Genomic DNA, 26,543 nt, shown 5'->3' with positions numbered 1-26,543 from the left:
CCCCGGGGCAACACCCGGGGCCCTTTCTGGCCTAGTGCCATATGACAGTATGAGCCGCCGCCCGTTGAGCGGTGGATGAAACAGGAGAGGAGCTACGATGGCTGCAGGCAAAACCTTCTATGACATCCTGGGCGTATCCAAGAGCGCCTCCGACAAAGAGATCAAGAGCGCGTTTCGCAAGCTCGCGCAAAAATACCACCCCGATGCCGGCGGCGACGAGGCCAAGTTCAAGGAGATTAGCGAGGCTTACGAGACGCTTTCGGACGAGAAGAAGCGCAAAGAGTACGACCAGATGCTCATGTTCGGCGGCATGCCGGGCGCGGGCGGCGCGTATGGCGGCGGCTACGGTGCCGGCGCCGGTGCGAGCGGCTGGGGCGATATCTTCGACAGCATCTTTAGCGGCAACGGCGCCTGGGGCAGCGATTGGGGCTCGGGCTTTGCCGGGGCTGCGGGTGCTGCCGGTGCCGGCGCGGGCCGCAGCCGTGCTCGCAAGGGCGGCGACCTGTCGCTGACTGTCGACGTGACGGCCGAGGACGCGTTCCGCGGCGTGACGCACAAGGTCACCTACCGCATTCCCTCGACGGGCGAGCAGCAGACCATTACGGTCTCGGTGCCTGCGGGCGCCGTGGATGGCGGCAAGCTGCGCTACAAGCGTCGCGGCGAGTATGGCGTTGCCGGCGGCGAGCGCGGCGACCTGGTCGTGACCACGCACGTGGAGGAGCATCCGCTGTTTAAGCGTAAAGGTGCCGACGTGACCATGGAGGTGCCGATCTCGGTCTACGAGGCGGCGCTCGGCTGCACGGTGGACGTGCCGACGCCCGGCGGTGCGACGGTTCGTCTGAAGGTGCCCGCGGGTACCCAGACGGGCAAGAAGTTCCGCTTTAAGGAAATGGGGGCGCCCGACGTTAAGCACCGTGGCCGTACGGGCGCGCTGCTCGTCGAGATCAAGGTGCAGGTCCCCACGAACCTATCCGATGACGAGCGCGATGCCATGACCAAGCTGCGCGAGGTCGACACGCGCGATTATCGCGAGAAGGTCAACCGTTACAAGGCGACGTACTAGGGCGGTCGTGGCGCACACCCGCGCCCGCGGGCTTATGATGGACGATAACGAGACGGAAAGGGGTCAGGTAGCATGGCCGAGGACAATAGGAATAAACCGCTGTACATGATCAGCGTGGCGGCCGAGTTGACCGGCATGCATCCGCAGACTCTGCGCGTCTACGAGTCCAAGGGCCTGGTGAACCCCCAGCGCTCGGGCGGCAACACGCGTCTGTATTCGCGTGCCGATATCGAGCGCCTGGAGCTCATCAACCAGCTGACTGACGAGGGCATCAACCTTGCCGGCGTGGTGCGCATCCTCGATATGAAGGAGCGTGCCGAGGAGCGCGAGCGCGAGAACGAAAAACTCCGCGCACGCGTGCGCCAGCTCGAGGACGAGCTGCACGAGTATAAGATGCAGAAGAAGATCACCGCCCTGGCCCCGCGCGACGGCTCGGTCAACCCCGAGCAAGTCATGCGCAAGCTGCTAGGTACGGGTAGCGACCTATAGCTCCGCCGACGCTGCCGGGCACTCATTGGGGACAGACTTAAATGAGTGCCCGCAGAATGAGAGTGGATAATCTCCCGTTTTTGGCCTGTTTGCAGGCTCAAAGTGGGAGATTATCCACTCTCGTCATTTCGGCGTCTAAGTCTGCCCCCGGCACCCAACTCGTTCTTTGCTTTACTGAGATAAAGTGAACGTACAGATTCGTAACCCGCTGGCAACCGTTCTATGGCACGATATTGAACGAATGTATGCTATGCGCCCAAATCTTTTGGGCAGAGTGGGAGACAGTATGGTCAAGCTGTACGAGGACGGCATCTACCTGCGCGGCGGTAGCGAGGTTGTGCCTGTGGCCGAGGCTGCTGAGCGTGGCATTACGCAGGCGCCCGAGAATGCCAAACGCGGAACCATCGCGTATTCGATCCTCCAGGCACACAATACGTCCGGCGACCCCGAGGCGCTCAAGATTCGCTTCGATGCCATGGCGAGCCACGACATCACCTTTGTCGGCATCATCCAGACGGCGCGCGCCTCGGGCATGGAGCAGTTCCCGCTGCCTTACGTGCTCACCAACTGCCATAATTCGCTGTGCGCCGTGGGCGGCACCATCAACGAGGACGACCACGTCTTTGGCCTCTCGGCTGCCAAGAAGTACGGTGGCATCTTCGTTCCGCCGCATATCGCCGTTATCCACTCCTTTATGCGTGAGAACTTCGCGGGCTGCGGCAAGATGATCCTGGGTTCCGACTCACATACCCGCTACGGCGCCCTGGGCACCATGGCCGTGGGCGAGGGTGGCGGCGAGCTGGCCAAGCAGCTGCTGCGCGACACCTACGACGTCTCCTATCCCGGCGTCGTCGCCATCTACCTCACGGGTGCCCCGCGCCCCGGCGTCGGCCCGCACGATGTGGCGCTCGCCATCATCCGCGCTGTCTTTGCCAAGGGCTACGTCAAGAACAAGGTCATGGAGTTTGTGGGCCCCGGCATCGCGAGCATGACGACCGACTACCGCAACGGCGTCGACGTCATGACCACCGAGACCACCTGTCTGTCGAGCATCTGGGCCACCGACGAGGACACGCACGCATTCCTGGCCATGCACGGCCGCGGCGACGACTACCGTGAGCTCAAGCCTGCCGATGTTGCCTACTACGACGGCTGCGTCGAGGTCGATCTGTCGAGCATCAAGCCCATGATTGCGCTGCCGTTCCATCCTTCCAACGGCTTTGAGATTGACGAGCTCAACGAGAACCTCGAGGACATCCTTCACGAGGTGGAGCTCGAGGCCGCTAAGATCGGCGAGGGCAAGACGCACTTTAGCCTGCTCGACAAGATCGTCGACGGCAAGCTGCACGTGCAGCAGGGCGTTATCGCCGGCTGCTCGGGCGGCAACTACGACTCCGTGGTCCAGGCTGCCCGCGTGCTCAAGGGCGCCAACACCGGCTGCGGCGAGTTCTCGCTGTCGGTCTATCCCACGAGCCAGCCCGTGGCACTCGAGCTTACACGCCGCGGCTATATCTACGACCTTATGGAGGCCGGCGCGATCGTGCGCACGGCATTCTGCGGCCCGTGCTTCGGTGCCGGCGACACGCCCGCCAACAACGGCCTGTCGATCCGCCACACTACGCGCAACTTCCCCAACCGCGAGGGCTCCAAGCCGGGCAATGGCCAGCTGAGCGCTGTGGCCCTGATGGACGCTCGCTCCATTGCGGCAACGGCTGCCAACGGCGGCGTCCTGACGCCGGCGACCGACCTGCCCGAGGACACTTGGGACGAGGCCTGCGAGTACACCTTTGACGACGCGCCGTACAAGAAGCGCGTGTACTGGGGCTTTGGCAAGGCGGAGCCTGCCGACGAGCTGGTCGAAGGCCCCAACATCAAGCCGTGGCCCGCGATGGAGCCGCTCGGCGACGACATCCTGCTCAAGGTTTGCTCCAAGATCATGGACCCGGTCACCACGACCGACGAGCTCATTCCCTCGGGCGAGACGAGCTCCTTCCGCTCCAACCCGCTGGGCCTGGCTGAGTTTACGCTGAGCCGCCGCGACCCGGCCTACGTGGGTCGCTCCAAGGAGGTAGACGCTGTGGAGAAGCGTCGCGTTGCCGGCGAGTCCGCGGGCGACCTGGCGGCGTTCGATGCCGAGCTTGCCGGTGTGTTTGAGGCGCTGGCCGGCGCGGGTGTCGCGGCCGATGCCAAGGCGACCGAGTTCGGTTCCATGATTTACGCCAAGAAGCCTGGCGACGGCAGCGCCCGCGAGCAGGCCGCGAGCTGCCAGCGCGTAATTGGCGGCCTGGCCAACATCGTCCACGAGTACGCCACCAAGCGCTATCGCTCCAACGTGATGAACTGGGGCATGGTGCCCTTCCAGATGGAGGCCGAGCCCAACTTTGAGGTGGGCGATTACGTCTTTGTGCCGGGTATCCGTGCCGCGCTCGATGGCGACCTGAAGGACATCGCCGCCTACGTGGTGCGCGCCGATGGTGCGGTCGAGCAGATTGAGCTCTACATTGCCGATATGACGGCAGAGGAGCGTGCCATCGTCAAGGCCGGCTGCCTGATCAACTACAACAAGTTCAAGGCCGCTGCCGAGTAGCGCACTTAATTGTCCGCCCGGGGCTTACCCTTTCCCGCCCGCTCACGCGCTTCGCGAGGGCCGCGTTCGGGAAAGGGTAAGCCCCGGGCTACATTTCTGCGTTCTCGTTGGGTCTTGAGGGACGCTAATAAATAGACTTGCTTGATGCCGCCTCTGTTATCGGGGCGGCTTCTTTTTGTTGAAAACCACCACAAAGGGGGCAGGCACCTTTGTGGTGGTGGAGACGAGCTCGATGCTGTTGTGATCGTTGAGCGGCATGTTAATGGGCGGCTCTACAGAATTTCATCTGGGCTGGCGGGTTTGGTTGTTTTGGGGATGCCGAGTTTGGATGACGCGAAATCGTCAACATTGTCCTTAATTCCGTCTTTGGTGTAGACAGTGACCATATAGGTGCTGTGTCCGAATTCGCCCTTGTCGCGTGTTGCCCAGGCATCCCAGTAGGCGGCCCCGTTTCGCCCTTTGATTTTTCCGACACGGCGGAGTTCTGTTCGCTTTAATTTCTGGTTGCTATAGATGGTTCGACCGGCCTCCTCGGTGAGCCCGCACTGTCCAAGCATCTTGTCGAGGACTTGGTTCATGTGGCGCTCATCGGTGTTTGGTGCGTAGTCGTAGGCGAGGGTGATGAAGTCGAGTGGCTGGTCGTCGATTAGATAGTTTAGCGTCTGAGGTCCAAGGCAGAAATAGGGGGAGCATCCGTCGATCTGACCGAGCAGTGGCAACTTTGACTGCCAACTTCCGGTGGGAATTCCATCTTCGTAAAACACGCCGCGACAGATAAAGGAGAGCGAGGTGGCACGCGAGCCGGCGTCGACCATTCCGCATAAATCGAAGGGCGAGGTGATACCAAGGGAAAAGGGCGTGATGACGATAAGGAAGAGCATCACGATGGGTATGGCGAGAATGGCGATGACGTTGCGACCGGTGGAATGAGGCGGCTTCATATGCGCTCCTCGAGACAAAGATCTGTTGAGGATAGGCAGAAATGGATATGTTCAGAGAGCAATTCAAGTTTAATCTCATTGCGCGAGATGGTCGACCGTTAGCGTCGAAAACCACCACAAAGGTGCCTGTCCCCTTTGTGGTGGTGAGGAGCGCGCGGCTTCTTTTGGTAATAGTGTTAGCTGGCGGTATCATTAGTGCAGGTGGCGAAGGTTTGCATTGTGGGGTGTTTTGCCGTGAGCCGTTCTGCCCGTATTGGATTGATTGTCTTGGCGCTTGCGATCGCTGTGGTTGGCGCGGGCGCTGTCGGTATGGCATTTCTACCTGCTGCGGTGACGGAGCCGGTGGTCAAGCCTGTGACTCAATCTGTCGAACTTCTGACCGGCGACGACAAGCCCGAGACCATTACCGTTGATTTTGATGAGCAGCCGGCTGTGCTGGGTATTAGCAATTATCCGCGTATTCAGCTTGGGGCCATGCGCTATACCACGGATACAAGCCTGATCGATAGGGCGTCCGAGCTACTCAAGGGCAAAACATTTAAGCGTTGGTACGGATATGCGTCCTATCGGGCAAAAGCGAACGACATGGTTGGCGGATGCCACTCGTCCATCGAGCTGGACACTGCAAACGGCGCAAAGTTATGTGATGTCTCGTACGATCCGGGCTACGAGGGCAATGAGGGTCCGGGCATCTACATCATGGACGGCGATGTCGCCTATGTCATGGAGGGCGACCAGACCGAGCTCAACGATTTTATGGGTCAGTGTATCCAAGATGCCTATAAACAGACCTGCTTGCCTGACCCGCAGACTGCACGCGATAGTGGGTCTGCCCGTACATGGCTGTTCGAGGATGAGATGCCCTGGACCGTCGAATCGGGAAGTACGGGTTCGGCGAAGGAGTAGAGACCGCGACCACCACAAAGGTGCCTCTTTGTGGTGGTTTTCGGTCTGTCTCGATCTGTAACATCTAGGATCAAAAATGGCTGCTAGATGTTACAGATCGAGACGGTAGCGCGCCTGGGCAGCGGCGGGCTGACATCTCAGTACCCTATCCGTAATTCACTCAGAAAATCTTATATATAGAGACTTAGATTTGTGTATAAGATCGCGTAAAGCTGGCAACAATACTTCTCGAACAACGTGAAGCCGCCCCGTAGGGCGGCCGCCCCAAGAGAGGTGATTCCATGAGAATCGATAAGCTAGCAATGACGTCGCGCGAGGCGCTGCAGACCGCCATGAGCACGGCTGCCGATGCACAGGCCGGCGCGGTGGAGCCGATCCACCTGCTGTCTGCCCTGCTCGGTGCCGGCGAGCGCAATATCTCCGTGATCATCGAGCGCATCGGTGCCGACCCGGCTCAGCTCGCACGCTCCACACAAGATGCCATCGACCATGCGCCCAAGGTGTCGGGCGAGGGTCAGCAGATGGGCCTGTCCAACGAGCTCGTTCGCGTGATCGAGAAGGCCGAGAAAAAGGCCACCAAGATGGGCGACAGCTTTGTGGTGACCGAGCATCTGCTGATGGCACTTGCCGAGGACAAGGGTGAGGCGGGTCGCGTGCTGCGTGGCGCCGGCGTGACCAAGGAGCGCATCGAGCAAGTCTACGAGGAACTGCGCGGCGATGACCGCGTGACGTCTGCCGAGGACAAGACGCAGTTTGAGGCGTTGGAGCAGTACGGTCGCAACATCTGCGATCTGGCTCGCGCCGGCAAGCTCGACCCGGTCATCGGCCGTACCGACGAGATCCGTCGTACTATTCAGGTTCTGTCCCGCCGCACCAAGAACAACCCCGTGCTTATCGGCGAGCCGGGCGTCGGCAAGACGGCCATCGTCGAGGGCATTGCTCAGCGAATCGTGGCCGGCGACGTACCGAGCACCCTGCGCGACCGCGACCTCATCGAGCTCGACATGAGCGCGCTGGTCGCCGGCGCCAAGTACCGCGGCGAGTTCGAGGACCGCTTGAAGGCCGTGCTCAAGGAAGTCCAAAAGTCCGAAGGCAAGGTCATCCTGTTCATCGATGAGCTCCACACCATCGTGGGCGCGGGTGCCACCGAGGGCTCCATGGACGCCGGCAACATCCTGAAGCCGGCGCTTGCCCGTGGCGACTTGCACGCAATCGGCGCGACTACGCTCGACGAGTATCGCAAGTACATCGAGAAGGACGCGGCACTCGCCCGTCGTTTCCAGACCGTGATGGTCTCCGAGCCCACCGTCGAGGACACCATCTCGATCCTGCGTGGCCTCAAGGAGAAGTACGAGATCTTCCACGGCGTGCATATCACCGATAGCGCGCTCGTGGCGGCCGCCGACCTCTCCGATCGCTACATCGCCGACCGCTTCCTGCCCGATAAGGCCATCGACCTGGTTGATGAGGCGGCAAGCCGCCTGCGCATGGAGCTCGACAGCATGCCGGTCGAGATCGATGCCACCACGCGTCAGCTCACCCAGCTGCAGATCGAGGAGCAGGCGCTCATGAAGGAGACCGACGACGCCTCCAAGGAGCGTCTGGAGGCCCTGCGCCAAGAGATTGCCGAGGTCCAAGAAAAGCTCAACGTGCAAAAGGCCGGCTGGCTCAACCAGAAGAACGCCATCGACCACGTGCAGGAGCTCAAGGGACAGCTCGACGAGGCCAAGAGCGAAGAGGAGCGTGCGACGCGCAACGGCGACCTGGGCCGTGCGTCCGAGCTGCGCTACTCCGTGATTCCGGGCCTGCAGCAGCAGATTCAGGATTCCGAGGCTGCGCTCGAGGCGCAAAAGCAGCAGGACGGCGAGGGCCTCAACGAACAGGTGACCTCCGACGAGATCGCCGAGGTCGTGAGCGCCTGGACCGGTGTGCCCGTGTCCAAGATGATGCAGGGCGAGCTCGACAAGTTGAAGGGCTTGGAGGGCGAGCTGCATAAGCGCGTTATCGGTCAGGACGAGGCCGTCTCCGCTGTAGCCGCGGCCGTGCGTCGCAGCCGTGCGGGTCTCTCCGACCCAGACAAGCCCATCGGCAGCTTCTTCTTCCTGGGCCCCACCGGCGTAGGCAAGACCGAGCTCGCCAAGGCGCTGGCCGAGTGCCTGTTCGATGACGAGCGCGCGCTCGTGCGTATCGACATGTCCGAGTATATGGAGAAGTTCAGCGTCCAGCGTCTGATCGGTGCGCCCCCGGGATACGTGGGCTATGACGAGGGCGGCCAGCTCACCGAGGCCGTGCGCCGTCGTCCCTACTCCGTGATCTTGCTCGACGAGATGGAGAAGGCTCATCCGGATGTCTTTAACGTGCTGCTGCAGGTGCTCGACGACGGCCGTTTGACCGACGGTCAGGGTCGCCAAGTGTCCTTCAAGAACACGATTATCATCATGACGTCCAACGTGGGCTCCAAGGCTATCGCCGATCTGTCCGGCAAGGACGAGGAGGAGATGCGCCATCAGGTCGACGCCGCCATGGCTCAAACCTTCCGCCCCGAGTTCCTCAACCGTATCGACGATATCGTGGTGTTCCATCCGCTCGGCATGGCGCAGATCGAGAAGATCGTCGACATCCAGCTCGCCGACGTCCGCGCGCGTCTGGCCAAGGAGCGCATGACGCTGGCCATCACCCCGGCGGCCAAGCAGATGCTCGCCGTGGGCGGCCTGGACCCGGTCTTTGGTGCCCGTCCGCTCAAGCGTCTCGTGCAGCGCGAGGTCGTGGATGCCATTGCCGCCGCTATCATCGACGGTACGGTGCGCGAGGGCGATCAGGTGACGGTCGATGTCGACAAGGACGGCGGCTTTACCGTCGTGTGCGACAACACGCCGGCGGCCACCTACGAAGTCCCCGACGCCGAGTAGATTTATGGGACATGCCTTAAAATCTGCCAGCCGTCTCTAAACGCCAAGGGCGGCGGATCCAATTGGGTCCGCCGCCCTTTTTCGTGCGACAATCGATGATGTTGAACGGATGCGATGCAAGGAGCTATGCAGATGAAAGGCGAGATCAAGACAAGCGCGCCGGCGCCCAAGCCCACGTCCAAACCGGCACCCAAGCCGCGCGACCCCTACATCCGTTCCGAGAACGAGGACGACGACGGCTACGATCCCTACAGCGATCGCCGCCCCGAGCGTGAGCCGCTGTTCGAAGCCGATCCCTGGCGCTAACGAACTCATTTGGGACGGGGCTCTTTTAGCTACTTGGGCTGCTATGTGAGCCAGCATCTAATAGGAGCCGCTAGCCCTGGCCTTTGATGTTCGGCAACAGATGATTTTTCCAGGACGGGGATTTTTAAATCTCTCTGTACCTAATGATCTTTTAAGACTCTGCTAGACCGGAATTGACATGAGGCGACAATAGACAACACCCCCGTGGAGTTTTGCGTTCTATGGGAACGTTGCCTATCAATACTTCATGTCAATCCCAGTCTAACAGAGCCATTTTATTTGTATAGCACCGCCTCCCTTGGCTACAATCGCCCCAAGTGACCTAAGAGCAAAAGGGGCAGCGCCGTGATTACGTACGACACCAAAACCGAGATTCTCAAGACGCTCGACAAGATGACGCGCGACCTTAACCTGTGCAACATCGACAACTTCACGACGGCTAAGATCGCGAGCGAATGCCATGTGAGCCGCAGTCTGGCGAGCCAGTATCTTAACGAGCTCGTTCGTCAGGGCGACGTTATCAAGGTCAACGCCCGCCCGGTGCTCTATTTCCATCGCCACTCCGTCGAACGCTACTTTAGGCATGCGTTCGATAAATCCGAATATGCCTCGATAGACGAGCTGCTGGGTGCTGCGGGCATCGACGAAGAAGAGGACTTTGACAAGGCCATCGGCTTCGACCTTACGTACGGGACATGCGTCGACCACCTCAAGAGCGCCATCCGCTATCCGCCACATGGGCTCCCGGCGCTTTTGATCGGCGAGCCGGGGACGGGCAAGCGCATGATGAGCGAGCTCACTTTTGAGTACGGCGTCAATGCGGGGATTCTGCCGACGCAGGCCCGCTACGTGCGCATCGACTGCAAACGACCCGTCGAGGCGACAGAGGTCGAGTACGAGATCTTTGGTGCGGACGGCTTTGGTGGTGCGGTCAAAGAGGCCAACGGCGGCGTGATCTACCTGAGCGGCTACGACCACTTGCCCCGCGTGGCGCGTGAACGTATCCTGCAACGCATCGGTGCCGGCGACCCTACGGGCGAGACCGCGCGCGGCACGTCGGACGTGCCTCCCGCCCGCTTCTTGCTCTCGTCCGCCCTGCCTGCCGACAGCGATATCGTCAAGGGTATCGCGCGCTTTGTGCCCATCACCGTCACGCTCCCGCGCCTGGCGGAGCGCAGCGTCGAGGAGCGCACGCTCTTTGTGATGCACTACCTGCGCGTCGAGGGCCGTCGCGTGGGTGCCGACATCGCGGTAAGCCGCGGCGCCCTGCGCGCCCTCGTCGACGCCGACTTCAAGGACAACATCGACGGCCTCCGCTCATGTATCACCAACTGCTGCGCGGGCGCCTATCTCAACCGCGAGAACGAGACGCTCACCATCCAGACCTACAATCTGCCCTCCAGCGTGCTGGGCAAGACGGCGCCCGAGCCCGACGACGACCAGCTCGTGAGCGGCGACAAGGATGTCAACGACCCGTCCGTGCGCGTGACGGGCTTTTTCCAAAAGATTGTCGACCCCGTTGAGGCACTCGAGCGCGGTCAGGTGAGCTTCACCGAGTTCTTTACCAGCGCGACCATGGCGGTGCGTGCCTACGACGACTACATGAACTTCGACTTTGAGAACAAGAGCGTCAACCCGCGCGTGGGCGCCTACGAGAAGATGGTCGCGCCCGTGATCGAGCAGGTGAACCACGCCTACGGCATCGAGCTTACGCGCAAGATCTCGCGCTCCATCGCGCAGTCGCTCTTTACGCAGCTCTGGGGCGGTGCGGGCCTGAGCAAGTGGCGGATCGCCAATGCGGACGCCGTGGAGCGGACTCTGACGCTTTTGGAGAAGAACCAACCCGGCACGGCGACCGTTGTGGAGGAAATCGCCGCCAAGACCAAGACAGCCCTCGGCATGGAGCTCGATGCGCTCTCACGCACGGTGCTCTTTATCGAGGTGGGGGACGCCCTGCGCGCCACGGGAGGCCCGCGCGACTACCTGGGCGTGGTGGTGTGCCACGGCTATTCCACCGCCACGAGCATCGCCGACGCCGCCGACCGCATCCTGCGAACGCATGTCTTCGAGGCCATCGACATGACCTACGACCAGGAGGTCACCGAGATCGTGGGGCAGCTCTCGCGCCTGCTCGCGCGCTACTCGCACTGCAAGACGGTGGCGATCCTGGTGGACATGGGTTCGCTCGAAAAGATCAACGACGCCATTACAGGGCTCACGACGTGCGACATCCACATCGTCAACAACGTGTCGACCGGCCTTGCCCTCGAGGTGGGAAGCGCGCTCATCGCCCACGCCGATCTGGACGAGGTGCTCGCCCACGCCTCGGCGGGGCTCGCGCCCAGCTACAGCGTGGTGAGGGGTTCGGTCGAAAACGACGCCGTGGCGTTTTGCTCGGAGTCGGGTATCGAGGCAGCCGACAAGATCCGCCAGATCGTGCAGAACAGCCTCCCCGGCACGCCCGAGGTGCAGCTCGTGACCTGCGACTACCCCATGCTCGCCCAAAAGGGCGACGGCGCCCCGGTCTTTAGCGACTACCGCGTGCGCGCCGTCGTGGGCACCATGGACCCGGGCATCGTGTCGGTGCCGTTTGTGGGGCTCGAGGACATTCTCTACGAGGGAAGCTCCGACGCGCTCGACCGGGCGCTCTTCCCGCTCGTGGACCCCGAGAGCGTCCAGGAGTTCCATGCCAACCTCCTGCGCAACCTGACCCTTCGCAACGTGATCGAGTCCATTACGATCCTTAACCCCGAGATGCTCTACATCGAGGCCGACCGCGCGGTCAAGCGCTTGGCGGAGCTGCAGGGCGAGGATATCGACGCGCGCCGCAAGATCGGTGTCTACGTGCACCTGTGCGGTCTTATCGAGCGCCTGGTGACCAAGAATTTTGTTGACTCCGCCCCCGACACCGAGGCCTTTGAGCGCGACCATGCGGACTTTATCGAGAACTTCCGCGAGGCCTTTATCGACATGACGCGACGCTACCGTGTCGAGATACCTGTGTCGGAGATTGCATACGTGCACCACATGCTGCATGTGAGCATGGCCGATGCGCAAAAGAAAGTCGAGATAGCGGGCATGATTCTCGAAGACGAGTAGAACAGCCGACACAAACCTGGTAAAGCCCTCGACACTGTTGCGATGAGTGTCGAGGGCTAGTGTTGAGAAAACCAAATATCTTGTCCATTTGAGTGGCAAGGCTGTTGCGGTTTGCGGCGCTCTGTCGATTCTGTTTGATGCCGCGTCCCGCCGGTCTGCGACCGCCTATCTTGGTTTCAGCAGGAGATCAAGGGTTGCAGCGGCGGCCCTCTCAAAGAAACGCGGGCGCCCGCGCCCGCACACGGAAAGGAAGGGTGGACATGAGTATCGTCGCAGGGCGAATCGACTATCGTCTGCTCCACGGAATCGTACAGGGCTTCTGGTGCCCCACGTACGCCACGCAGCGCACGATGATCATCGACGACGCCACGGCCAACGATGAGGTGCGCAAGGCGGCCATGAAGCTGTCGAAGCCCTCGGGCCAGGCGCTCTCGATTATTACCGAGGAGAAGGCCCTCACCAACTTCAAAGCCGGCAAGTACGACAACCACACGGTGTTTACCATCGCGCGCGACCCGCAGACGTTCCTAGATCTGATCGAGGCCGGGCAGAAGATCCCGGTGCTCACGTTGGGGCTTACGGAGACCCCGCCCGAGGGCACCCCGGGCGTCCAGGCCGGCAGGCGCGCCTTCATTCTGGAGAAGGACATCCCTGTCTACCAGAAGATCGCGGCCGCGGGCACCAAGGTCGAGGTCCGCTACATGACCACCGATAAGCCTGTGCCCATCTCTGAGTTCATTCCCCTGTAAAGAAAGGTGATAAACATGGATGTTAATGCGCTCCAGTTTGTCCTGCTCGTCCTCTTGGCAGGATTCCGCGCGGTCGACGCCTATTCGACCCAGGCGATCCCGTTTATGCACGCGCTCGTCTGCTGGCTCGCCGGTATCATCTTGGGCGACCCCAACACGGGCCTCATCGTCGGCGGCACCATCCAGCTCATGTCCATGGGCGCCGCGGGCTTGGGCGGCTCGTCTGCCCCCGACTACGGCATGGCCGGTATGGTCGCGACCGTCACGGCCTGCATCACCGGTAACGGCGACATCTCCGTCGGCCTTGCGATCGGCGTCGTGGTCGCCATGCTCTATGTCCAGCTCGACGTCATCTTCAAGATCTACAACTCCTGGGTCTTCAAGGTCATTCGCGGCTATGCCGTCAAGCGCGAGTACAACAAGATGCTCGCCTCGTGCTTCCTTTCGCACTTGTGGCTCTTCCTCCAGGGCGCTCTGCCCATGATCATCGTGCTCGCCTTTGGCCAGCAGGCGGTCGAGGCCATCAACGCCTTCATGCCGCAGTGGTTCACCGACGGTCTCTCCATCGCCGCAGGCGTGCTGCCCGTCACCGGTTTCGCGATCCTGCTCACCTTCATGCCGGTCAACAAGTTCTACGCGTTCCTTATCGCCGGCTATGTCCTCGCTGCCTACCTCAACCTCTCCGTGCTCCCCATCGCTCTCTTGGGTGCTGTCGTGGCCATCGAGTACTTCCGCAACAAGTCTGAGGCCGCTCCCGTGGCCGCCGCTACCGTGAATGGAGGCGAGCTCGAAGATGAGTAACTTCTTCAAGCCCAAGGAATTCAAGGACTTCAACGAGGCTCCAGCCCCCGTACAACTCCCCGATGGCTCCTATGAGCCCGTCCTTACCGACGAAGACCTCAAGATCTGCTCGCGCCGTATGTGCCTGATGGATACGGTCTCGTACTCCTACGCCACGCAGAACGCCCCGTGCGCCATGTTCGCCTCCTACTACGCGCTTCGCAAGATCTACGGCAACGACGAGGACGCCTTCAACACCGCGATCCTGAACCAGCTCGACTGCGTGTTCAACGCCACGCCTCCCGTCTCGGGCCTGCTTCTCGGTGCCGGCCTCGCCATGGAGGATAAGGGCCACCTTAACGGCATCCATGCCGAGAACGACCTCAAGGTCGGCCTCATGGGCCCCATCTCCGGTATCGGCGACGTCTTTATCTGGATCCTGCCGATGACGATCCTCGGCTCCATCGCCGGCTATATGGCCCAGCAGGGAAGCCCCGTTGGCATCCTCCTGTGGCTGGCGGTCTGGGCCGCCCTGTACTTCTGGCGTATGCAGAACTACGTCCAGGGCTACAAGGCGGGCGCTTCCGTGGTGACCAAGATGGGCGATAAGCTCAACGTCCTCACCGACGCCGCCTCCATCCTCGGCCTTACCGTGGTCGGCTCGCTGATCTACAGCTCCGTCAAGCTCACCACGCCCCTCGTGTTCCAGTACGGCGAGATCTCGCTCGGTATCCAGGAGGGCGTGCTCGACCAGATTTTCCCCAACATCTTGGGTCTGCTCTTGGCCGTCGTGGTCTACAAACTGATCAAGAAGGGCGTCAAGCTCAACTGGATCATCCTTGGTATCCTTGCCGTGAGCTGCGTCTGCGCCGCCTTCGGTATCCTGGCCGCCTAAGTTCCTTCACTTTTCCTCCGTCGGTGGCTTCCCCCGACCGCCGACGGGGCTGTGGGCGCCATCCCACGGCCCCGGTGTTACGGTTCGTATCTGATTTGAGCGAACCGTTCCACCGCACCCGCCCTGCACGTCTCCTTACACGCTTGTGCGCGGCGGGTGCCATGGAACGGTTTGTTTAGCGGGGTTCACTCCCGCTACTACATAAGGAGTTGGCTCATGAGGCAGGTAATCCTTGCGTCGCACCATAAATTTGCTCAGGGCTTGGCCGATACGCTGGAGTTTCTGGGCGCCAAGTGCGACTTTCACGTGATCTGCGCGTACGTGGACGATACGCCGCTCGAGCCGCAGGTCGAGACCGTGTTCGACGCGATTTCTCCCGACGACGAGGTGCTCGTTTTGACCGACATCCTGGCAGGCAGTGTCAATCAGAAGTTTCTGCCCTACGTGGCCCCCAACGTCTTTGTGGTGGCGGGCGTCAATGTGGTCCTGGCGATGGAGCTCTGCCTGGCACCTGCGCCGCTCACGGCCGAGGGTATCCAGAACGCGATCGACATGGCCGGGCAGTCCATCAAACTCCTCAACACCATCCAGGTCGAGGACGACGAGGACGACGAGTAGCATCTGCCGCTCAGACGGCACATGCGGTTGGTCATTTAGTTCCAAAAGGAGATTCATATGCTTATCAGCGAGGTTATCCAACACGTCAAGGACTTCTCGACAGGCGTGGACTCGTTTACCGGCAAGGCAATCGACGACGCGACTACGCGTGACCAGGTGCTCTACGGCGCTACCGACACCGAGTGCACGGGCATCGTTACCTGCATCTGGCCCACGGCAGATATCATCCGCCGCGCTCAGGAGCTTGGCGCCAACCTGATCATCAGCCACGAGGCACTTTTTTGGAACCATGGCGACCATCAGGACGTGGTGGGCGATACCGTAACGTTCAAGGCCAAGAAGACCCTGCTCGACGAGTGGGGCGGTGCCGTCTGGCGCTGCCACGACTATATCCACTCGCGCGTGCCCATCGACGCGGACGGTGCTCTGGCAGACGGCATCTTCTACGGCCTGGCCGATAAGCTCGGCTGGCTCGACTACCGCATGGGCGAGGACAAGGGCTTTTGCCTGGAGTACCAGATCCCCGAGACAGACGCCACGGAGCTCGCGCAGGAGCTCGTGCACAAGCTCGGCCTCAACGGCACACGTATTACCGGCGACCCGCACGCACGCGTCAAGAGCGTTCGCGTCCCGATGCATGTGACCGGCGACGCCAAGAGCGATACCGCCGAAATCAATCGCACCGATGCCGAGGCCAACGACTGCCTTATGACGATGGAGTTCATCGATTTCACCACGTGCGAGTACATCCGCGACTCTGGCATGCTCGGCCAAAACCGGTGCGCCATCACCATCGGGCACTTCAACCTGGAGGAGCCCGGTATGGAGTACATGGTCAACTGGCTGCCCGAGGCTCTGGGGACGAGCGAAATCCCGGCCACGTTTGTGCCGATGGGCGACACGTACCGCTACGTGGTCGCATAGCGAACAATATCTGCACTGCATGCCCGGGGCGCCCTGTGCGTCTCGGGCTTTTTTGAAAGGAGAGCCATGAAGGCTGCAAGCATATCTGTCGATATCACTCCCGCGGGCACGTTTTGGATGGAGGGCTATATCCATCCCATCCGCAAGCAGCCGGCGACGGGCGTGCACGATACGCCGCGTGCGACGCTGCTCCTGCTCGAGGTCGAGGGCACACGGTCGCTCTTTGTATCGATCGACGTGTGCATCCTCACGGCCCAGACGACCCGCGCGATGCGCGAGGGCCTCGCCGCGGGGCTTGGGGTCGCGAGCGAGAACATCGTGATCAACTCCATCCACTCGCACTCGTGCGCCAACGGCTTTGAGGGCGCGGGCGCCATGGGCATCCCCACCACGCCCGGCTATGTCGAGCTGGTCACGGGGCTGGTGCTGCAGGCGGCGACGGGTTTGGATGAGGAGCTCGTCGACGCCGCGCCCGAGATGCTCACGAGGCACGTACGCGGTTGGTATTCCAACCGCAACGATGCCGACCTGCCGTTTGACGATGAGGCCCTGGTGCTGCGCTTTGTGGCTGAGGGCGGCAAGACGCTGGGCGCGATGCTCAACTTCAACTGCCATGCCACGGTGGTCGGCCCCACCAACCGCCTGCTCACGACCGACGTGCAGGGAGGCGTGCGCGACAAGCTTGCGGACTGGATCGGCTGCGTGCCGTATATCTTTACCGGCGCCTCGGGCGATTTGGGCAACCGACAGTTCCGCCAGGGCAACGACTTTGCGGAGCTCCGCCGCGTGAGCAACGGCATCGCGGGCGAGATCATGAAGGGCGCCTTTGAGCCCATTGAGCTCGCTGCGCCCAAGGTTTCGCGGTTTGAGCACCATGTCCACTACAACAACGAGGACTTTTACCCGCAGTACCAGGCGCAGCTTGACGAGGTGCTCGAGGTGCTCGCCAACAATCCCACGTTTGACGAGAAGAAACTCGCCGATACCGAGAAGGAGATGCTCGAGCAGCAGCTCCAGCGCCACGAGATGGACTTCACCGTTGCGATGACGACGCTCGACTTTGGCTCGGTGGTGTTCACGACCTTCCCCGGCGAGCTTGCAAGCGAGCTAGGCGCCATCGTCAAGGGTGCGTTCGACGGGACGGGCAAGCATCCGGTGATCATCGGCTACGCCAACGATTACCAGGGCTATTTTGTCGCCGCCCACACCTATGGTGGTTCGAGCTACGAGAGCTACGTGACTCAGATGCCCAAGGGTTGGACCGAGCAGATGCTCGCGTCCTATGGGGAGCAGCTGTGAGCGCCGGTGGGGTGCGCTTAGAGAAGGGTCCGGTCGTTGCGTTTTTCGACGTTGACGGGACGTTGGTGTGCCGCGATCCCGTAACGGGCCCCGGCAGCTTTCCCACTGAGCGCGTGGTGCGCGCCGTGGAGGAGTTCGCCGAGCGCGGCGGCATTCCGATTCTCTCGACTGGACGCGCCCGGGTGGGGATCGACCAGCTGCTCAACAACCTCCCGTTTCGCGGATATGTTTCGCTCGACGGAGCGCACGTGGTGCTCGACGGCAAGGTTATCCTCGACTGTTGCTTTCCGCGCGCGGTGCTCGAGCGCATGGTAGCGGAGATGCTCCGCGTGGGGATGCCCGCCTTTTTTGAGGGGACGGAGCTCTGCCTGGAGCTCAACGCGAGCGGTGGGAGCCTCTACAACTGGGGTCCTGTGGCGTGCGACCTCGAGGAGATGCGTAGTACCAAGCCCGACCTGCGGTTTGCCAAGGTCGATTTTGTCGACGAGGCGTACGGGGCCTACCGGGCGAGCGACTTTTTGATGGAGGAGCTCGGCTACTACAACGTGGGCGAGGGGAGCCACGAGCTCGTCATGCCCGGGGTGTCCAAAGGTGCTGGGGCCCGGGCCCTGCTCGCGGAGCTCACTGCTGCGGCGGGTGCGGCGCCGGCGCGTGTCTTTGCCTTCGGTGATTCCGAGAACGATCTGTCTCTCTTTGAGACCGCGGACGTTGCCGTGGCGATGGGCCAGGCAGCACCCCATGTGCGCGAGGCCGCCGACTACGTCGCGGTCCCCTGTGCAGACGACGGCGTCGCCCAGGCCATGGAACACTTCGGCCTGATCTAGCCCCGCACTTTACAATACCCTGCAGGACTGAGGGGGCCAAATGTTCCTAGTTAATTTTTATCACGGCTCTAACGGGAGCATTTGACCCCTCAACTGTTTTGTAGCCATCCGAGGCATGTGATCACCCGGGCAATTCGACAGTGAAAAACTTGCTTAACTACTAATCAAGCTTCACACAATCTTACTTATCTGCTAATCAAGAATCGATATAATCTTGATTAGCATATAAGCAAGATTGGAGAATCATGGCATTCAACGACTTGGTGGCCCAGAAAATAAAGGACTTTGAACAGCAGGGGGTTCCACAGGTCTTTGAGCGAGACCTTGATCTGGGAAACCCACAGGAGCCAAAGCGCGACAACATCGTAAATGTGGTTGTGGGGGCCCGCCGTTGTGGAAAGACGTATCGCCTGTATCAGGAGATGCAGCGGCTTCGGGGCCGGGGCGTCGAGCTTGACCGGATGCTTTACTTTAATTTTGAGGACGAGCGCTTGCGCCCGTATGAGCCATCGCTGCTGGCGGACGTGCTCGACACGTTCTATGCGCTGCATCCTGCTGCTCGAACCGAGGGCGCTTACATTTTCTTTGACGAGATCCAGGAAATTCCCGAATGGGGTGCGTTTCTGCGGCGTGTAGTCGATACGGAGAAAGCGACCGTCTATGTGACGGGATCTTCTTCTAAGATGCTGTCCTCAGAACTTAAGAGCGAGTTCAGGGGTCGTTCTCTTATACGAGAGCTTTTTCCGTTGAGTTTTTCGGAATACGTTCGATATAAGACGGGGAGCGTTTTCGAGCCAGATGCGACCTTTTCCCCAAGCGATGCAGCGCTGCTTCGACATCATCTGATCGGATATCTTGAACGAGGGGGATTCATCGCGACGCTTGAGCAGACGCCCGCAGACGCGATTCAGCTGCTACAGGAATATGCTTCGCGAACGGTCGCTATGGACGTCGTTGAGCGTTACGACGTCAAGAACCCTCGCCTGGCATCGCTGTTCCTAACGCGGTGTATGGCATCTTCGGGACGAGAGCTGTCGGTGAACAAAGTGTACAACGAGTTCAAGAGCAGGCAGATACCCGTCAGTCGTAATTCGCTCAGCGACTTACTTGAGTATTATGAGGATGCCTACCTGCTGTTCTCCGTGCCGGAGTTCACGCGTTCACTGGCAAATAACATGCGGTCTGCGTCTAAGGTCTACGCTGTCGATCCCGCGATGTTTGGAGCATTCTCTCCCGCATCGGCATTGGACCAGGGCCAGAGGCTCGAGACCGCAGTGTTCAACGCGCTAAGAAGAAGGACTCCCGCGGTGAGGATCGGATCGGTCTGCCGCCTGCTGATCAAAGAGAAGAGCAAGAGCCATGAGGTGGACTTTGTGGCTGGGGATGCACTGCTCATGCAGGCTTACGGCCTGATTCAGGTAAGTGTGGATATGACAAGCGAGAAAACGCGCGAGCGCGAAATTGCCGCGCTCGATGCCGCGATGGCCCAGTTTGATCTTGGCGAGTCGGCAATCGTTACCATGGATGAGCAGGCCGATATTCCATGCAAACACGGCGTGGTACATGCTGTGCCCGCATGGAAGTGGCTCCTTTCCTAATCGTCTATGGATTTGCGAGGCCAGGACTCAGGTGTCATGGTCCGCTAGTCCTGGGCTTTGATGCTCGGCATCAGAATCTGGGCGAGGTAGTCGGTCTCGAGTTTGGTCGCGGCGTCGGCTTTGCCCTCTTTGCCGACCAGTACGTTCTTGATCTGGCTATAGGTGTAGCGGTTGCCGGTCGTAAGCTCGACAAGCTCAATGGCCGTGTCCATGGGGTAGGTTGACACGGGATTCTGCGTCCGTCCGTTGATGGTCTGGGGCACCACGTACGGATAGACGGGGCCGCTGGCGTAGACGGTATAACCGTTGCCTAGGTTGGCCGCACCCAAAACCGTATCGCCCTCATCGGGCGTAAAGCTCTCGCCCTCGCGCACCGCGACGAGCGTCACAATCGGCGTGTTCGTGTCGCCGGCAAGATAGATGCACAGCGTGCTGCCATTTTGCCAAGTCTCGACCTTGCCGTACCATTCGACGGGGATATCGAGCTGGTAGAGGTCGGTTGCCTTGTGGCGAGCGTCAGCATCGCGGGCTGCCTGTGCCTTTTGCGCGCTCACGGCATTGACGGCGGCGTCGCGCCGCGCGGTTGCCGCCTGCTGGAGCACCTTGGCGGTGGCGGCGGAGCTCGCGCCTCCCTCCTCGGCATATTTGGCGGCGGCATCGATCTGGTCGTCGGTTACCGTGTCGGCCGAAGGCACCTTGAGCTTAAAGGCGGCCTGGCTGCTTAGGTCCTGTCCGTCGCTCTTGATCGTGACCTGCGCCTTGGTGGTCGGCACGGTATAGACGGTGCCGTCGGACGCGATGGGGGAGGCAGCGATGGAGAGCGTGTAGTCACCGGGTAGCAGTTTGATGCCACGGCCGTGCTCGTCAACATAGAGTGTTTCGCTCACGGAGGATCCGTCAGAATCCTGGCCACTCACTTGTACGGGAATCTTGGAGCCGGCGGAACAGTCGAGCCCCGCGGCATGTACGCCAATCTGCACCGACATCATCGTGTGGGCATTGGCGGCGACAGCGGCAGCCTGCTCTTGCTGATATCCGTTCCAGGCAGCATAGCCTGCACCGCCGGCGACGAGCGCGACGGCCACGACACCGGCGACCATCAGATTGCGGCGCTTGGGCGACATCTTGCGATGACGAACCTCGGCCTCGCGTGCCGAGGGGACGGACGGAAGGGGAATATCGCCCATGGCGATGGTCTCGTCCACGGCCGGTGCGGAACCCAGGCCAGGAAGCTCGCGGGTCAGCGAATCCTCGGCCGGCAAGCTGTCGAGCAAGACGGTTTCCTCGCCCGTGTCGGATTCGAGCTGATTGCCGGCCTCGCTTTCGGTGTCTTCGTGACCTGCCTCATCTTTGGCAGGCTCAACGTCGTCTGCATCCTGATCATCGGACTGCGCCTCGATTTCCGGCTCATCCTGCACATCAACGCTCGAATCGTCAAACGTAATCTCGGCCAGCGCGATCTGGTCTAGACTCTCCAGGGCCTCGGCACACGCTTCTGCATCTTGGACCGCGTCCTCTTGGCCCATCGTCTCATCTTTCATATATCCCCCAAGCTCAATATCGGGACAACAATGTACCCAAAAACGGGGCTCCATAGAGCCGCCGCATGATTTGAAATCCGATTTTATATATGCGCGTGTTTTTGAATAGATGAATAGAGGCGCAACGACAAAAAGCCCCCGGAAAGCGAGCGAAACGCTTTTCGGGGGCTCTGCGAGACATTGGATTGAAAGGCCTGGTGAGCGGGCCTATGCCCAAGTGCCAACAGCGGCCAACATGTTACTCGGCGTGCGCGTAATCCGCCTTGGCGCGGCGGGCGGTAGCCTTCTCCCAGTCGCTGGTGCCCTCAAAGACATCCTGCTTGTAGGGATTGCGGCCGAGCTTCTTGGCGCGGTAGGCGATGTAGATGATCGCGGCGACGTTGGCGACCAGTGCGGCGATCGAGACCGCGGTAGCGGCGCCGGGGTCGAGCGTGGAGTGGGTCACAAAGATGGACTCCTCCTGGAAGTACGGGAACACCTGGGCAAACATGCACCAAATAGCAAGCGTAAAGGCGCGGTTCTGGATCCAGCCGCCCTTGTTCCAGATAAAGGCGGCGACGGTGGGCGCCAGCAGCAGCGCAAAGCCGCAGAACCAGGAGTGGGTGGGCAGGCAGTTGTAGGTGTAGCAGAAGTTCCAGATATCGTAGGCGATGATGTAGACCCAGGTCATGTCGGGCCACAGCATGTCGGTCTGATCCTCGGAGGCGTAGACGCTCCACCAACCGGTCATGCAGAAGATGTTGATGATACCGGCGATGCCGTTGAACACGTTGTTCCAGCCGGCCAGCTGCGTAGCACCTTCGGAGGTGACCCAGGTGGACTCGCCCAGGACAAAGAAGTGATAGGCGCTCTCAAAGTCGGACACGACGGCGATCATGATGTTGATGGCGACGATCACAAACGGCCAAGCGCGGAACCAGTGCGCCTTGCCGATCTTGCCCCACTGATACTTAATGGCGATGAAGCCCCAACAACCGGCCAACGCCGCGTAGACCTTGGCGTAGTGGAACCAGCTGTTCTGGTACACATGGGTGGGGTTGGTGAGCGCCCACTCGGCACCCTGCGAAACGCCGACGGCGATGGCGATGCAATAGATGGTCATGGCCAGCGGAGCCACGCCAAAGATGATTGCCGCGCCGAGCTTGGTGCGGCGGCCGACCTCGTTGAGCACGATCAGGCCGATAAAGACCATGGCCCAGCCGACCCAGTGGATAAGGGTATTGCTACCCCAAACATCGAACAGCATGCTGCTCTCCTTTCACGCGCCCGCGGCCCCTCTTCCGATCGCGGGCAGTTTGGCAAAATGTCGTCAGTTCCTGGGCTTGCGCTCGGGATACTTGGCGGTGTAGCCCTCGATGTGGAGCGTCGAGGCGATGATTTCCTTGACCGTCTCGTCGGGCACATCGGGGTGCGTGCGGATATACATCAACAGTCCCATGATGAGGGTGTAGAACGTCTCATAGACATGGTCGATGCGCAGGTCATGATGGGCGACAAAGTCCACCACGGTGGTGTCGCAAATGTATTGCGCCACGCGCTGGACCACGTTGTGCAGAAAGCCGCCGTAGAGCGCGCCGCTGCTCGAGGTAAGCGTGCTCGGCAACTCGTGGCCGCTCACGACCAGGCGCTTAAAGAGCGGAGCGACGGTGTCGAGTGCGCCTTCGATGTCACCAACCGTGCGGCTGGCGTTCCACTGCTCGAGCTCGGCGATAAAGCCGTCGATCGCCTCGTCCATAACGGCGGTGACGGCGGCGTCCATATCGGCAAAGTAGTGGTAGAACAATGAACGCGTGCAGCCGGCTCGCTTGGTCACGGCCGATACCGATAGGTGGGACACGCCCAGCTCGGAGCTTACGGTGCGCACGGCATCGAGGATCTCGCGACGGCGCTCGTCGCCCGTCAGGCGCTTTGCCGCACTATCGGATGCGGGGACGGCATCGACCACAGAGGTATCTGCTGTTTTGCCGCCCATGTTTTGCCGCCTTCCATCCTCTTTTGCCTGACCGTTCGCCTAACAGTCTTGAATATTGTTGACGGTTCGTCAATACTATTTTTGACACAATGTCAACTAATGGCGGGTGAACGGCATGGGGGCATGTCCGGCCTGCAAAAAAGAGGGGCGCTGCGGCCTCGTCGGGCTGCGGCAAGAGAAGGGACAACCATGATTCTCAACGGACCGGGAATTAGCTACACCGAGCCTGACATCGGTTCGGAGTTCGTGCCGCCGCTGCCGGAGCATCCGCGCGAGGCCATCGTCAAGCTGTGCGAGCACTGCACCAACCGTCTGCTGCATCGCGACGAGCTGCTGGGCTACGAGTACTGGTCGTTTGCCGAGGCCGCAACCGACGAGCAGGCCGAAGTGCTCTGCAAGATGAAGATGCGCCGTCCCTATACGCTGCCCGAGATGGTCAAGCTCACCGGCATGCCCGAGGCCGATATCGAGAAGATGCTCGACGACATGAGCTACACGGGTCTGCTCGAGTACAACTGGGAAAATCCCGAGCGCGCCAAGCAGTGGGTGCTGCCCATGCTGGTGCCGGGTTCCGCCGAGTTCCTCAACATGCGCGTGAGCCAGCTCGAGGAGCACCCGGTCTATGCCAAGTTCTTTGAGCAGGCGTCCAAGGGACCGCTGTCCCGCGCCACGCCGATGGTGCCGCCCGGAGGCGCCGGTATCGGCATGCACGTCATTCCGGTCGAGAAGGCCATCGATGCCGCGAGCACGTCGGTGCCGATCGAGCATATCGAGCATTGGCTCGACAAATACGATGGCAAGTATGCCGCCAGCACCTGCAGCTGCCGCGCGAGCCGTCGCGTGATGGGAGAGGGCTGCGCCGACGACCCGGCCGACTGGTGCATCGCCGTGGGCGATATGGCCGACTACGTGGTCGAGACCGACCGTGGCCATTACGTGACGCGCGACGAGGTCTACGACATTTTGCGCCAGGCCGAGGACAACGGCTTTGTGCACCAGATCACCAATATCGACGGCGAGAACAAGATCTTCGCCATCTGCAACTGCAACGTCAACGTGTGCTACGCCCTGCGCACCTCTCAGCTGTTCAACACGCCCAACCTGTCGCGCTCGGCCTATGTCGCCAAGGTCGAGAAGGACAAGTGCGTTGCCTGCGGTCGCTGCGTTGAGGTGTGCCCGGCCGGCGCCGCCAAGCTGGGCCAAAAGCTCTGCAGCAAAAAGGCCGGCGGACAGGTGCCCGAGTATCCGCGCCAGGAGCTGCCCGATGCCACCAAGTGGGACCACACCAAGTGGTCGCCCAACTACCGCAACGATAACCGCATCGAGACGCATGAGTCCGGCACCGCGCCCTGCAAGACGGCCTGCCCCGCGCACGTTGCCGTTCAGGGCTATCTGAAGCTCGCGGCGCAGGGTCGCTATGACGAGGCCCTGGCGCTCATCAAGCGCGAGAACCCGCTGCCCGCTATCTGCGGCCGTGTGTGCAACCGCCGCTGTGAGGATGCCTGCACCCGCGGCCGTGTGGACGCCGCCGTGGCTATCGACGAGGTCAAGAAGTTTATCGCCCAGCGCGATCTGGATGCCGCGACCCGCTATGTCCCACCTGTGGTGACCCCGACGCGTGCCGGCGGCTTCGATCAGAAGATTGCCATCATCGGTGCCGGTCCGGCCGGCCTGTCCTGCGCTTTTTATCTGGCCGAGAAGGGCTACAAGCCCGTCGTGTTCGAGAAAAACGAGCGCCCGGGCGGCATGCTCACCTACGGCATTCCCAGCTTTAAGCTGCAGAAGGACGTCATTGAGGCCGAGGTCGAGGTCATTCGCCTGATGGGTGCCGAGTTCCGCTATGGCGTGGAAGTCGGTCGAGACGTGACGCTCGACGAGCTGCGCGCGCAGGGCTTCAAGGCCTTCTACGTTGCCATTGGCTGCCAGGGCGGCCGCCTTGCCGGCATTCCGGGCGAGGACGCCGAGGACGTGACCGTGGCCGTCGACTTTTTGCGCGAGGTCAACAGCGGCAAGATCGATGCGCTGCCCGGCCGCACCATCGTGGTGGGCGGCGGCAACGTGGCCATCGACGTTGCCCGCAACGCCTGCCGTCTGGGTTCCGAGCACGTTGAGATGTTCTGCCTGGAGAGCGAGGCACAGATGCCCGCCAGCGAGGAAGAGCGTCGCGAGGCCATCGAGGACGGCGCACACATCAGTTGCGGTTGGGGCCCCAAGGAGGTCCATCTGGACGAGGCCGGTCATGTGCGCGGCATCACCTTCAAGCGCTGCACGCGTGTCTTTGACGACGAGGGCCGTTTTGCGCCCGAGTACGACGAGAACGACCTGCGTCGTGTCGATGCCGACCGCGTGGTCATGTCCATCGGCCAGTCCATTGTGTGGGGCAACCTGCTGGCTGGCTCCAAGGTGGAGCTTGGCCGCGGCCAGGGTGCTCTTGCCGATCCTCAGACCTACCAGACCGCCGAGCCAGACATCTTTGTGGGCGGCGACGTCTACACCGGCCCCAGCTTTGCCATCGACGCCATCGCCGCCGGTCATGAGGCCGCGGTGTCCATCCATCGCTTTGTGCAGCCGGGCTCCACGCTCACCATCGGCCGCAACCAGCGCCGCTACACCGCGCTCGACCGCGACGACGTTGTGCTCGAGAGCTACGACAACGCGAGCCGCGAGGTTGCGCATGTGGACCGCGAACGCGAGAAGGCCGCGCCGTTTAGCGAGTACGTCGAGACCTTTACCGAGGAACAGGTGCGCGCCGAGACCGCTCGCTGCCTGGGCTGCGGCGCCTCGATCGTCGACCCCAACAAGTGTATCGGCTGCGGTCTGTGCACCACCAAGTGCGCGTTCGACGCCATCCATCTGGATCGCGACCGCCCCGAGTGCTCAACGATGGTCAAATACGAGCAAAAGCTCCCCAGCCTCGGCAAGTACGCTTTGAAGCGCGCGATCAAAATCAAATTTGGGAAGAAATAAAAAACGCAACAAACAAGAGAACGGCGCAGAGAACGGTTGGACAGCGAGCGAGTCCCAGGCGTGGCGAGGTGCCTTG

At 61.3% G+C, this 26,543-nt stretch carries 20 protein-coding genes; 16 read left to right on the top strand and 4 right to left on the bottom strand.

Annotation, left to right across the window (positions count from 1 at the left end):
* The first annotated feature begins 97 nt into the window (after positions 1-97).
* From DW925_RS02930 to DW925_RS02920, 3 genes are all read left to right on the top strand, one after another.
* Positions 98-1,063: a DnaJ C-terminal domain-containing protein gene (locus tag DW925_RS02930; protein WP_117790316.1), complete on the top strand. Its 966-nt coding sequence runs from the start codon at positions 98-100 to the stop codon at positions 1,061-1,063.
* 72 nt (positions 1,064-1,135) lie between these two features.
* On the top strand, positions 1,136-1,552 hold the full coding sequence (locus tag DW925_RS02925) for a heat shock protein transcriptional repressor HspR (RefSeq protein ID WP_089573643.1): 417 nt from the start codon (positions 1,136-1,138) through the stop codon (positions 1,550-1,552).
* A gap of 286 nt (positions 1,553-1,838) precedes the next feature.
* Positions 1,839-4,139 (top strand): hydratase, encoded by a 2,301-nt coding sequence (locus DW925_RS02920; protein WP_117790315.1) that lies wholly within the window; start codon positions 1,839-1,841, stop codon positions 4,137-4,139.
* Between the two features lie 272 nt (positions 4,140-4,411).
* Here DW925_RS02920 and DW925_RS02915 read toward each other — a convergent pair whose 3' ends face one another.
* The gene (locus DW925_RS02915; protein WP_117583635.1) at positions 4,412-5,080 is read right to left on the bottom strand and encodes a hypothetical protein; all 669 of its coding nucleotides are present in this window, start codon (positions 5,078-5,080) and stop codon (positions 4,412-4,414) included.
* Between the two features lie 234 nt (positions 5,081-5,314).
* Between DW925_RS02915 and DW925_RS02910 the strand changes: the two genes are divergently transcribed.
* The 12 genes from DW925_RS02910 (at position 5,315) to DW925_RS02855 (ending at position 19,987) form a co-directional block, all read left to right on the top strand.
* Positions 5,315-5,986 carry a hypothetical protein gene (locus DW925_RS02910; RefSeq protein WP_147329350.1) on the top strand — a complete coding sequence of 224 codons (672 nt, stop codon included), beginning with the start codon at positions 5,315-5,317 and terminating at the stop codon, positions 5,984-5,986.
* Positions 5,987-6,267: 281 nt separating this feature from the next.
* On the top strand, positions 6,268-8,895 hold the full coding sequence (clpB, locus tag DW925_RS02905; protein ID WP_117790314.1) for an ATP-dependent chaperone ClpB: 2,628 nt from the start codon (positions 6,268-6,270) through the stop codon (positions 8,893-8,895).
* Positions 8,896-9,027: 132 nt separating this feature from the next.
* Positions 9,028-9,201 (top strand): hypothetical protein, encoded by a 174-nt coding sequence (locus tag DW925_RS02900; protein ID WP_233540215.1) that lies wholly within the window; start codon positions 9,028-9,030, stop codon positions 9,199-9,201.
* Between the two features lie 345 nt (positions 9,202-9,546).
* The gene (locus DW925_RS02895) at positions 9,547-12,300 is read left to right on the top strand and encodes a PRD domain-containing protein (protein WP_117759100.1); all 2,754 of its coding nucleotides are present in this window, start codon (positions 9,547-9,549) and stop codon (positions 12,298-12,300) included.
* A 260-nt stretch (positions 12,301-12,560) separates the two neighbouring features.
* Positions 12,561-13,049 (top strand): PTS sugar transporter subunit IIB, encoded by a 489-nt coding sequence (locus DW925_RS02890; RefSeq protein WP_117759098.1) that lies wholly within the window; start codon positions 12,561-12,563, stop codon positions 13,047-13,049.
* A gap of 15 nt (positions 13,050-13,064) precedes the next feature.
* Entirely contained in the window at positions 13,065-13,850 is a 786-nt protein-coding gene (locus DW925_RS02885; RefSeq protein ID WP_089573286.1) for a PTS sugar transporter subunit IIC, read from the top strand.
* Positions 13,843-14,724, top strand: coding sequence for a PTS system mannose/fructose/sorbose family transporter subunit IID (locus tag DW925_RS02880; RefSeq protein ID WP_158561640.1), 882 nt, complete (start codon positions 13,843-13,845; stop codon positions 14,722-14,724). Before DW925_RS02885 ends, DW925_RS02880 begins: the two co-directional genes overlap by 8 nt.
* 216 nt (positions 14,725-14,940) lie before the next feature.
* Positions 14,941-15,342: a PTS sugar transporter subunit IIA gene (locus DW925_RS02875; protein WP_117759094.1), complete on the top strand. Its 402-nt coding sequence runs from the start codon at positions 14,941-14,943 to the stop codon at positions 15,340-15,342.
* A gap of 57 nt (positions 15,343-15,399) precedes the next feature.
* Positions 15,400-16,266, top strand: coding sequence for a Nif3-like dinuclear metal center hexameric protein (locus tag DW925_RS02870; RefSeq protein WP_089573283.1), 867 nt, complete (start codon positions 15,400-15,402; stop codon positions 16,264-16,266).
* A 66-nt stretch (positions 16,267-16,332) separates the two neighbouring features.
* On the top strand, positions 16,333-17,565 hold the full coding sequence (locus tag DW925_RS02865) for a neutral/alkaline non-lysosomal ceramidase N-terminal domain-containing protein (protein ID WP_117759092.1): 1,233 nt from the start codon (positions 16,333-16,335) through the stop codon (positions 17,563-17,565).
* Complete coding sequence (locus DW925_RS02860; protein ID WP_158561639.1) at positions 17,562-18,389, top strand: HAD family hydrolase; 828 nt, start codon at positions 17,562-17,564, stop codon at positions 18,387-18,389. Before DW925_RS02865 ends, DW925_RS02860 begins: the two co-directional genes overlap by 4 nt.
* Positions 18,390-18,634: 245 nt before the next feature.
* Positions 18,635-19,987, top strand: coding sequence for an ATP-binding protein (locus tag DW925_RS02855; protein ID WP_117790311.1), 1,353 nt, complete (start codon positions 18,635-18,637; stop codon positions 19,985-19,987).
* Positions 19,988-20,031: 44 nt separating this feature from the next.
* Here the strand turns inward: DW925_RS02855 and DW925_RS02850 are convergent, their stop codons facing one another.
* The 3 genes from DW925_RS02850 to DW925_RS02840 all read right to left on the bottom strand — a co-directional run bounded on the left by DW925_RS02850 (position 20,032) and on the right by DW925_RS02840 (position 23,500).
* On the bottom strand, positions 20,032-21,528 hold the full coding sequence (locus DW925_RS02850) for a hypothetical protein (RefSeq protein WP_117790310.1): 1,497 nt from the start codon (positions 21,526-21,528) through the stop codon (positions 20,032-20,034).
* Between the two features lie 238 nt (positions 21,529-21,766).
* Entirely contained in the window at positions 21,767-22,774 is a 1,008-nt protein-coding gene (locus DW925_RS02845; protein WP_117790309.1) for a DUF5692 family protein, read from the bottom strand.
* A 63-nt stretch (positions 22,775-22,837) separates the two neighbouring features.
* Positions 22,838-23,500, bottom strand: coding sequence for a TetR/AcrR family transcriptional regulator (locus DW925_RS02840; protein ID WP_117790308.1), 663 nt, complete (start codon positions 23,498-23,500; stop codon positions 22,838-22,840).
* Between the two features lie 189 nt (positions 23,501-23,689).
* Here DW925_RS02840 and DW925_RS02835 point away from each other — a divergent pair, with 189 nt between their 5' ends.
* Positions 23,690-26,467, top strand: coding sequence for an FAD-dependent oxidoreductase (locus DW925_RS02835; protein WP_199577029.1), 2,778 nt, complete (start codon positions 23,690-23,692; stop codon positions 26,465-26,467).
* Positions 26,468-26,543: the final 76 nt, after the last annotated feature.

The sequence above is a fragment of the Collinsella sp. AM43-1 genome (assembly GCF_003467925.1).
Taxonomy (GTDB): Bacteria; Actinomycetota; Coriobacteriia; order Coriobacteriales; family Coriobacteriaceae; genus Collinsella.
Note: the sequence above shows the minus strand (reverse complement) of the source record. Positions and strands in the feature narration are given on the sequence as shown.

Coding starts and splice junctions, on each gene's coding strand:
- DW925_RS02930 (WP_117790316.1), top strand. CDS start 98: ATGGCTGCAGGCAAAACCTTCTATGACATCCTGGGCGTATCCAAGAGC.
- DW925_RS02925 (WP_089573643.1), top strand. CDS start 1,136: ATGGCCGAGGACAATAGGAATAAACCGCTGTACATGATCAGCGTGGCG.
- DW925_RS02920 (WP_117790315.1), top strand. CDS start 1,839: ATGGTCAAGCTGTACGAGGACGGCATCTACCTGCGCGGCGGTAGCGAG.
- DW925_RS02915 (WP_117583635.1), bottom strand. CDS start 5,080: ATGAAGCCGCCTCATTCCACCGGTCGCAACGTCATCGCCATTCTCGCC.
- clpB (WP_117790314.1), top strand. CDS start 6,268: ATGAGAATCGATAAGCTAGCAATGACGTCGCGCGAGGCGCTGCAGACC.
- DW925_RS02900 (WP_233540215.1), top strand. CDS start 9,028: ATGAAAGGCGAGATCAAGACAAGCGCGCCGGCGCCCAAGCCCACGTCC.
- DW925_RS02890 (WP_117759098.1), top strand. CDS start 12,561: ATGAGTATCGTCGCAGGGCGAATCGACTATCGTCTGCTCCACGGAATC.
- DW925_RS02885 (WP_089573286.1), top strand. CDS start 13,065: ATGGATGTTAATGCGCTCCAGTTTGTCCTGCTCGTCCTCTTGGCAGGA.
- DW925_RS02880 (WP_158561640.1), top strand. CDS start 13,843: ATGAGTAACTTCTTCAAGCCCAAGGAATTCAAGGACTTCAACGAGGCT.
- DW925_RS02875 (WP_117759094.1), top strand. CDS start 14,941: ATGAGGCAGGTAATCCTTGCGTCGCACCATAAATTTGCTCAGGGCTTG.
- DW925_RS02870 (WP_089573283.1), top strand. CDS start 15,400: ATGCTTATCAGCGAGGTTATCCAACACGTCAAGGACTTCTCGACAGGC.
- DW925_RS02865 (WP_117759092.1), top strand. CDS start 16,333: ATGAAGGCTGCAAGCATATCTGTCGATATCACTCCCGCGGGCACGTTT.
- DW925_RS02855 (WP_117790311.1), top strand. CDS start 18,635: ATGGCATTCAACGACTTGGTGGCCCAGAAAATAAAGGACTTTGAACAG.
- DW925_RS02850 (WP_117790310.1), bottom strand. CDS start 21,528: ATGAAAGATGAGACGATGGGCCAAGAGGACGCGGTCCAAGATGCAGAA.
- DW925_RS02845 (WP_117790309.1), bottom strand. CDS start 22,774: ATGCTGTTCGATGTTTGGGGTAGCAATACCCTTATCCACTGGGTCGGC.
- DW925_RS02840 (WP_117790308.1), bottom strand. CDS start 23,500: ATGGGCGGCAAAACAGCAGATACCTCTGTGGTCGATGCCGTCCCCGCA.
- DW925_RS02835 (WP_199577029.1), top strand. CDS start 23,690: ATGATTCTCAACGGACCGGGAATTAGCTACACCGAGCCTGACATCGGT.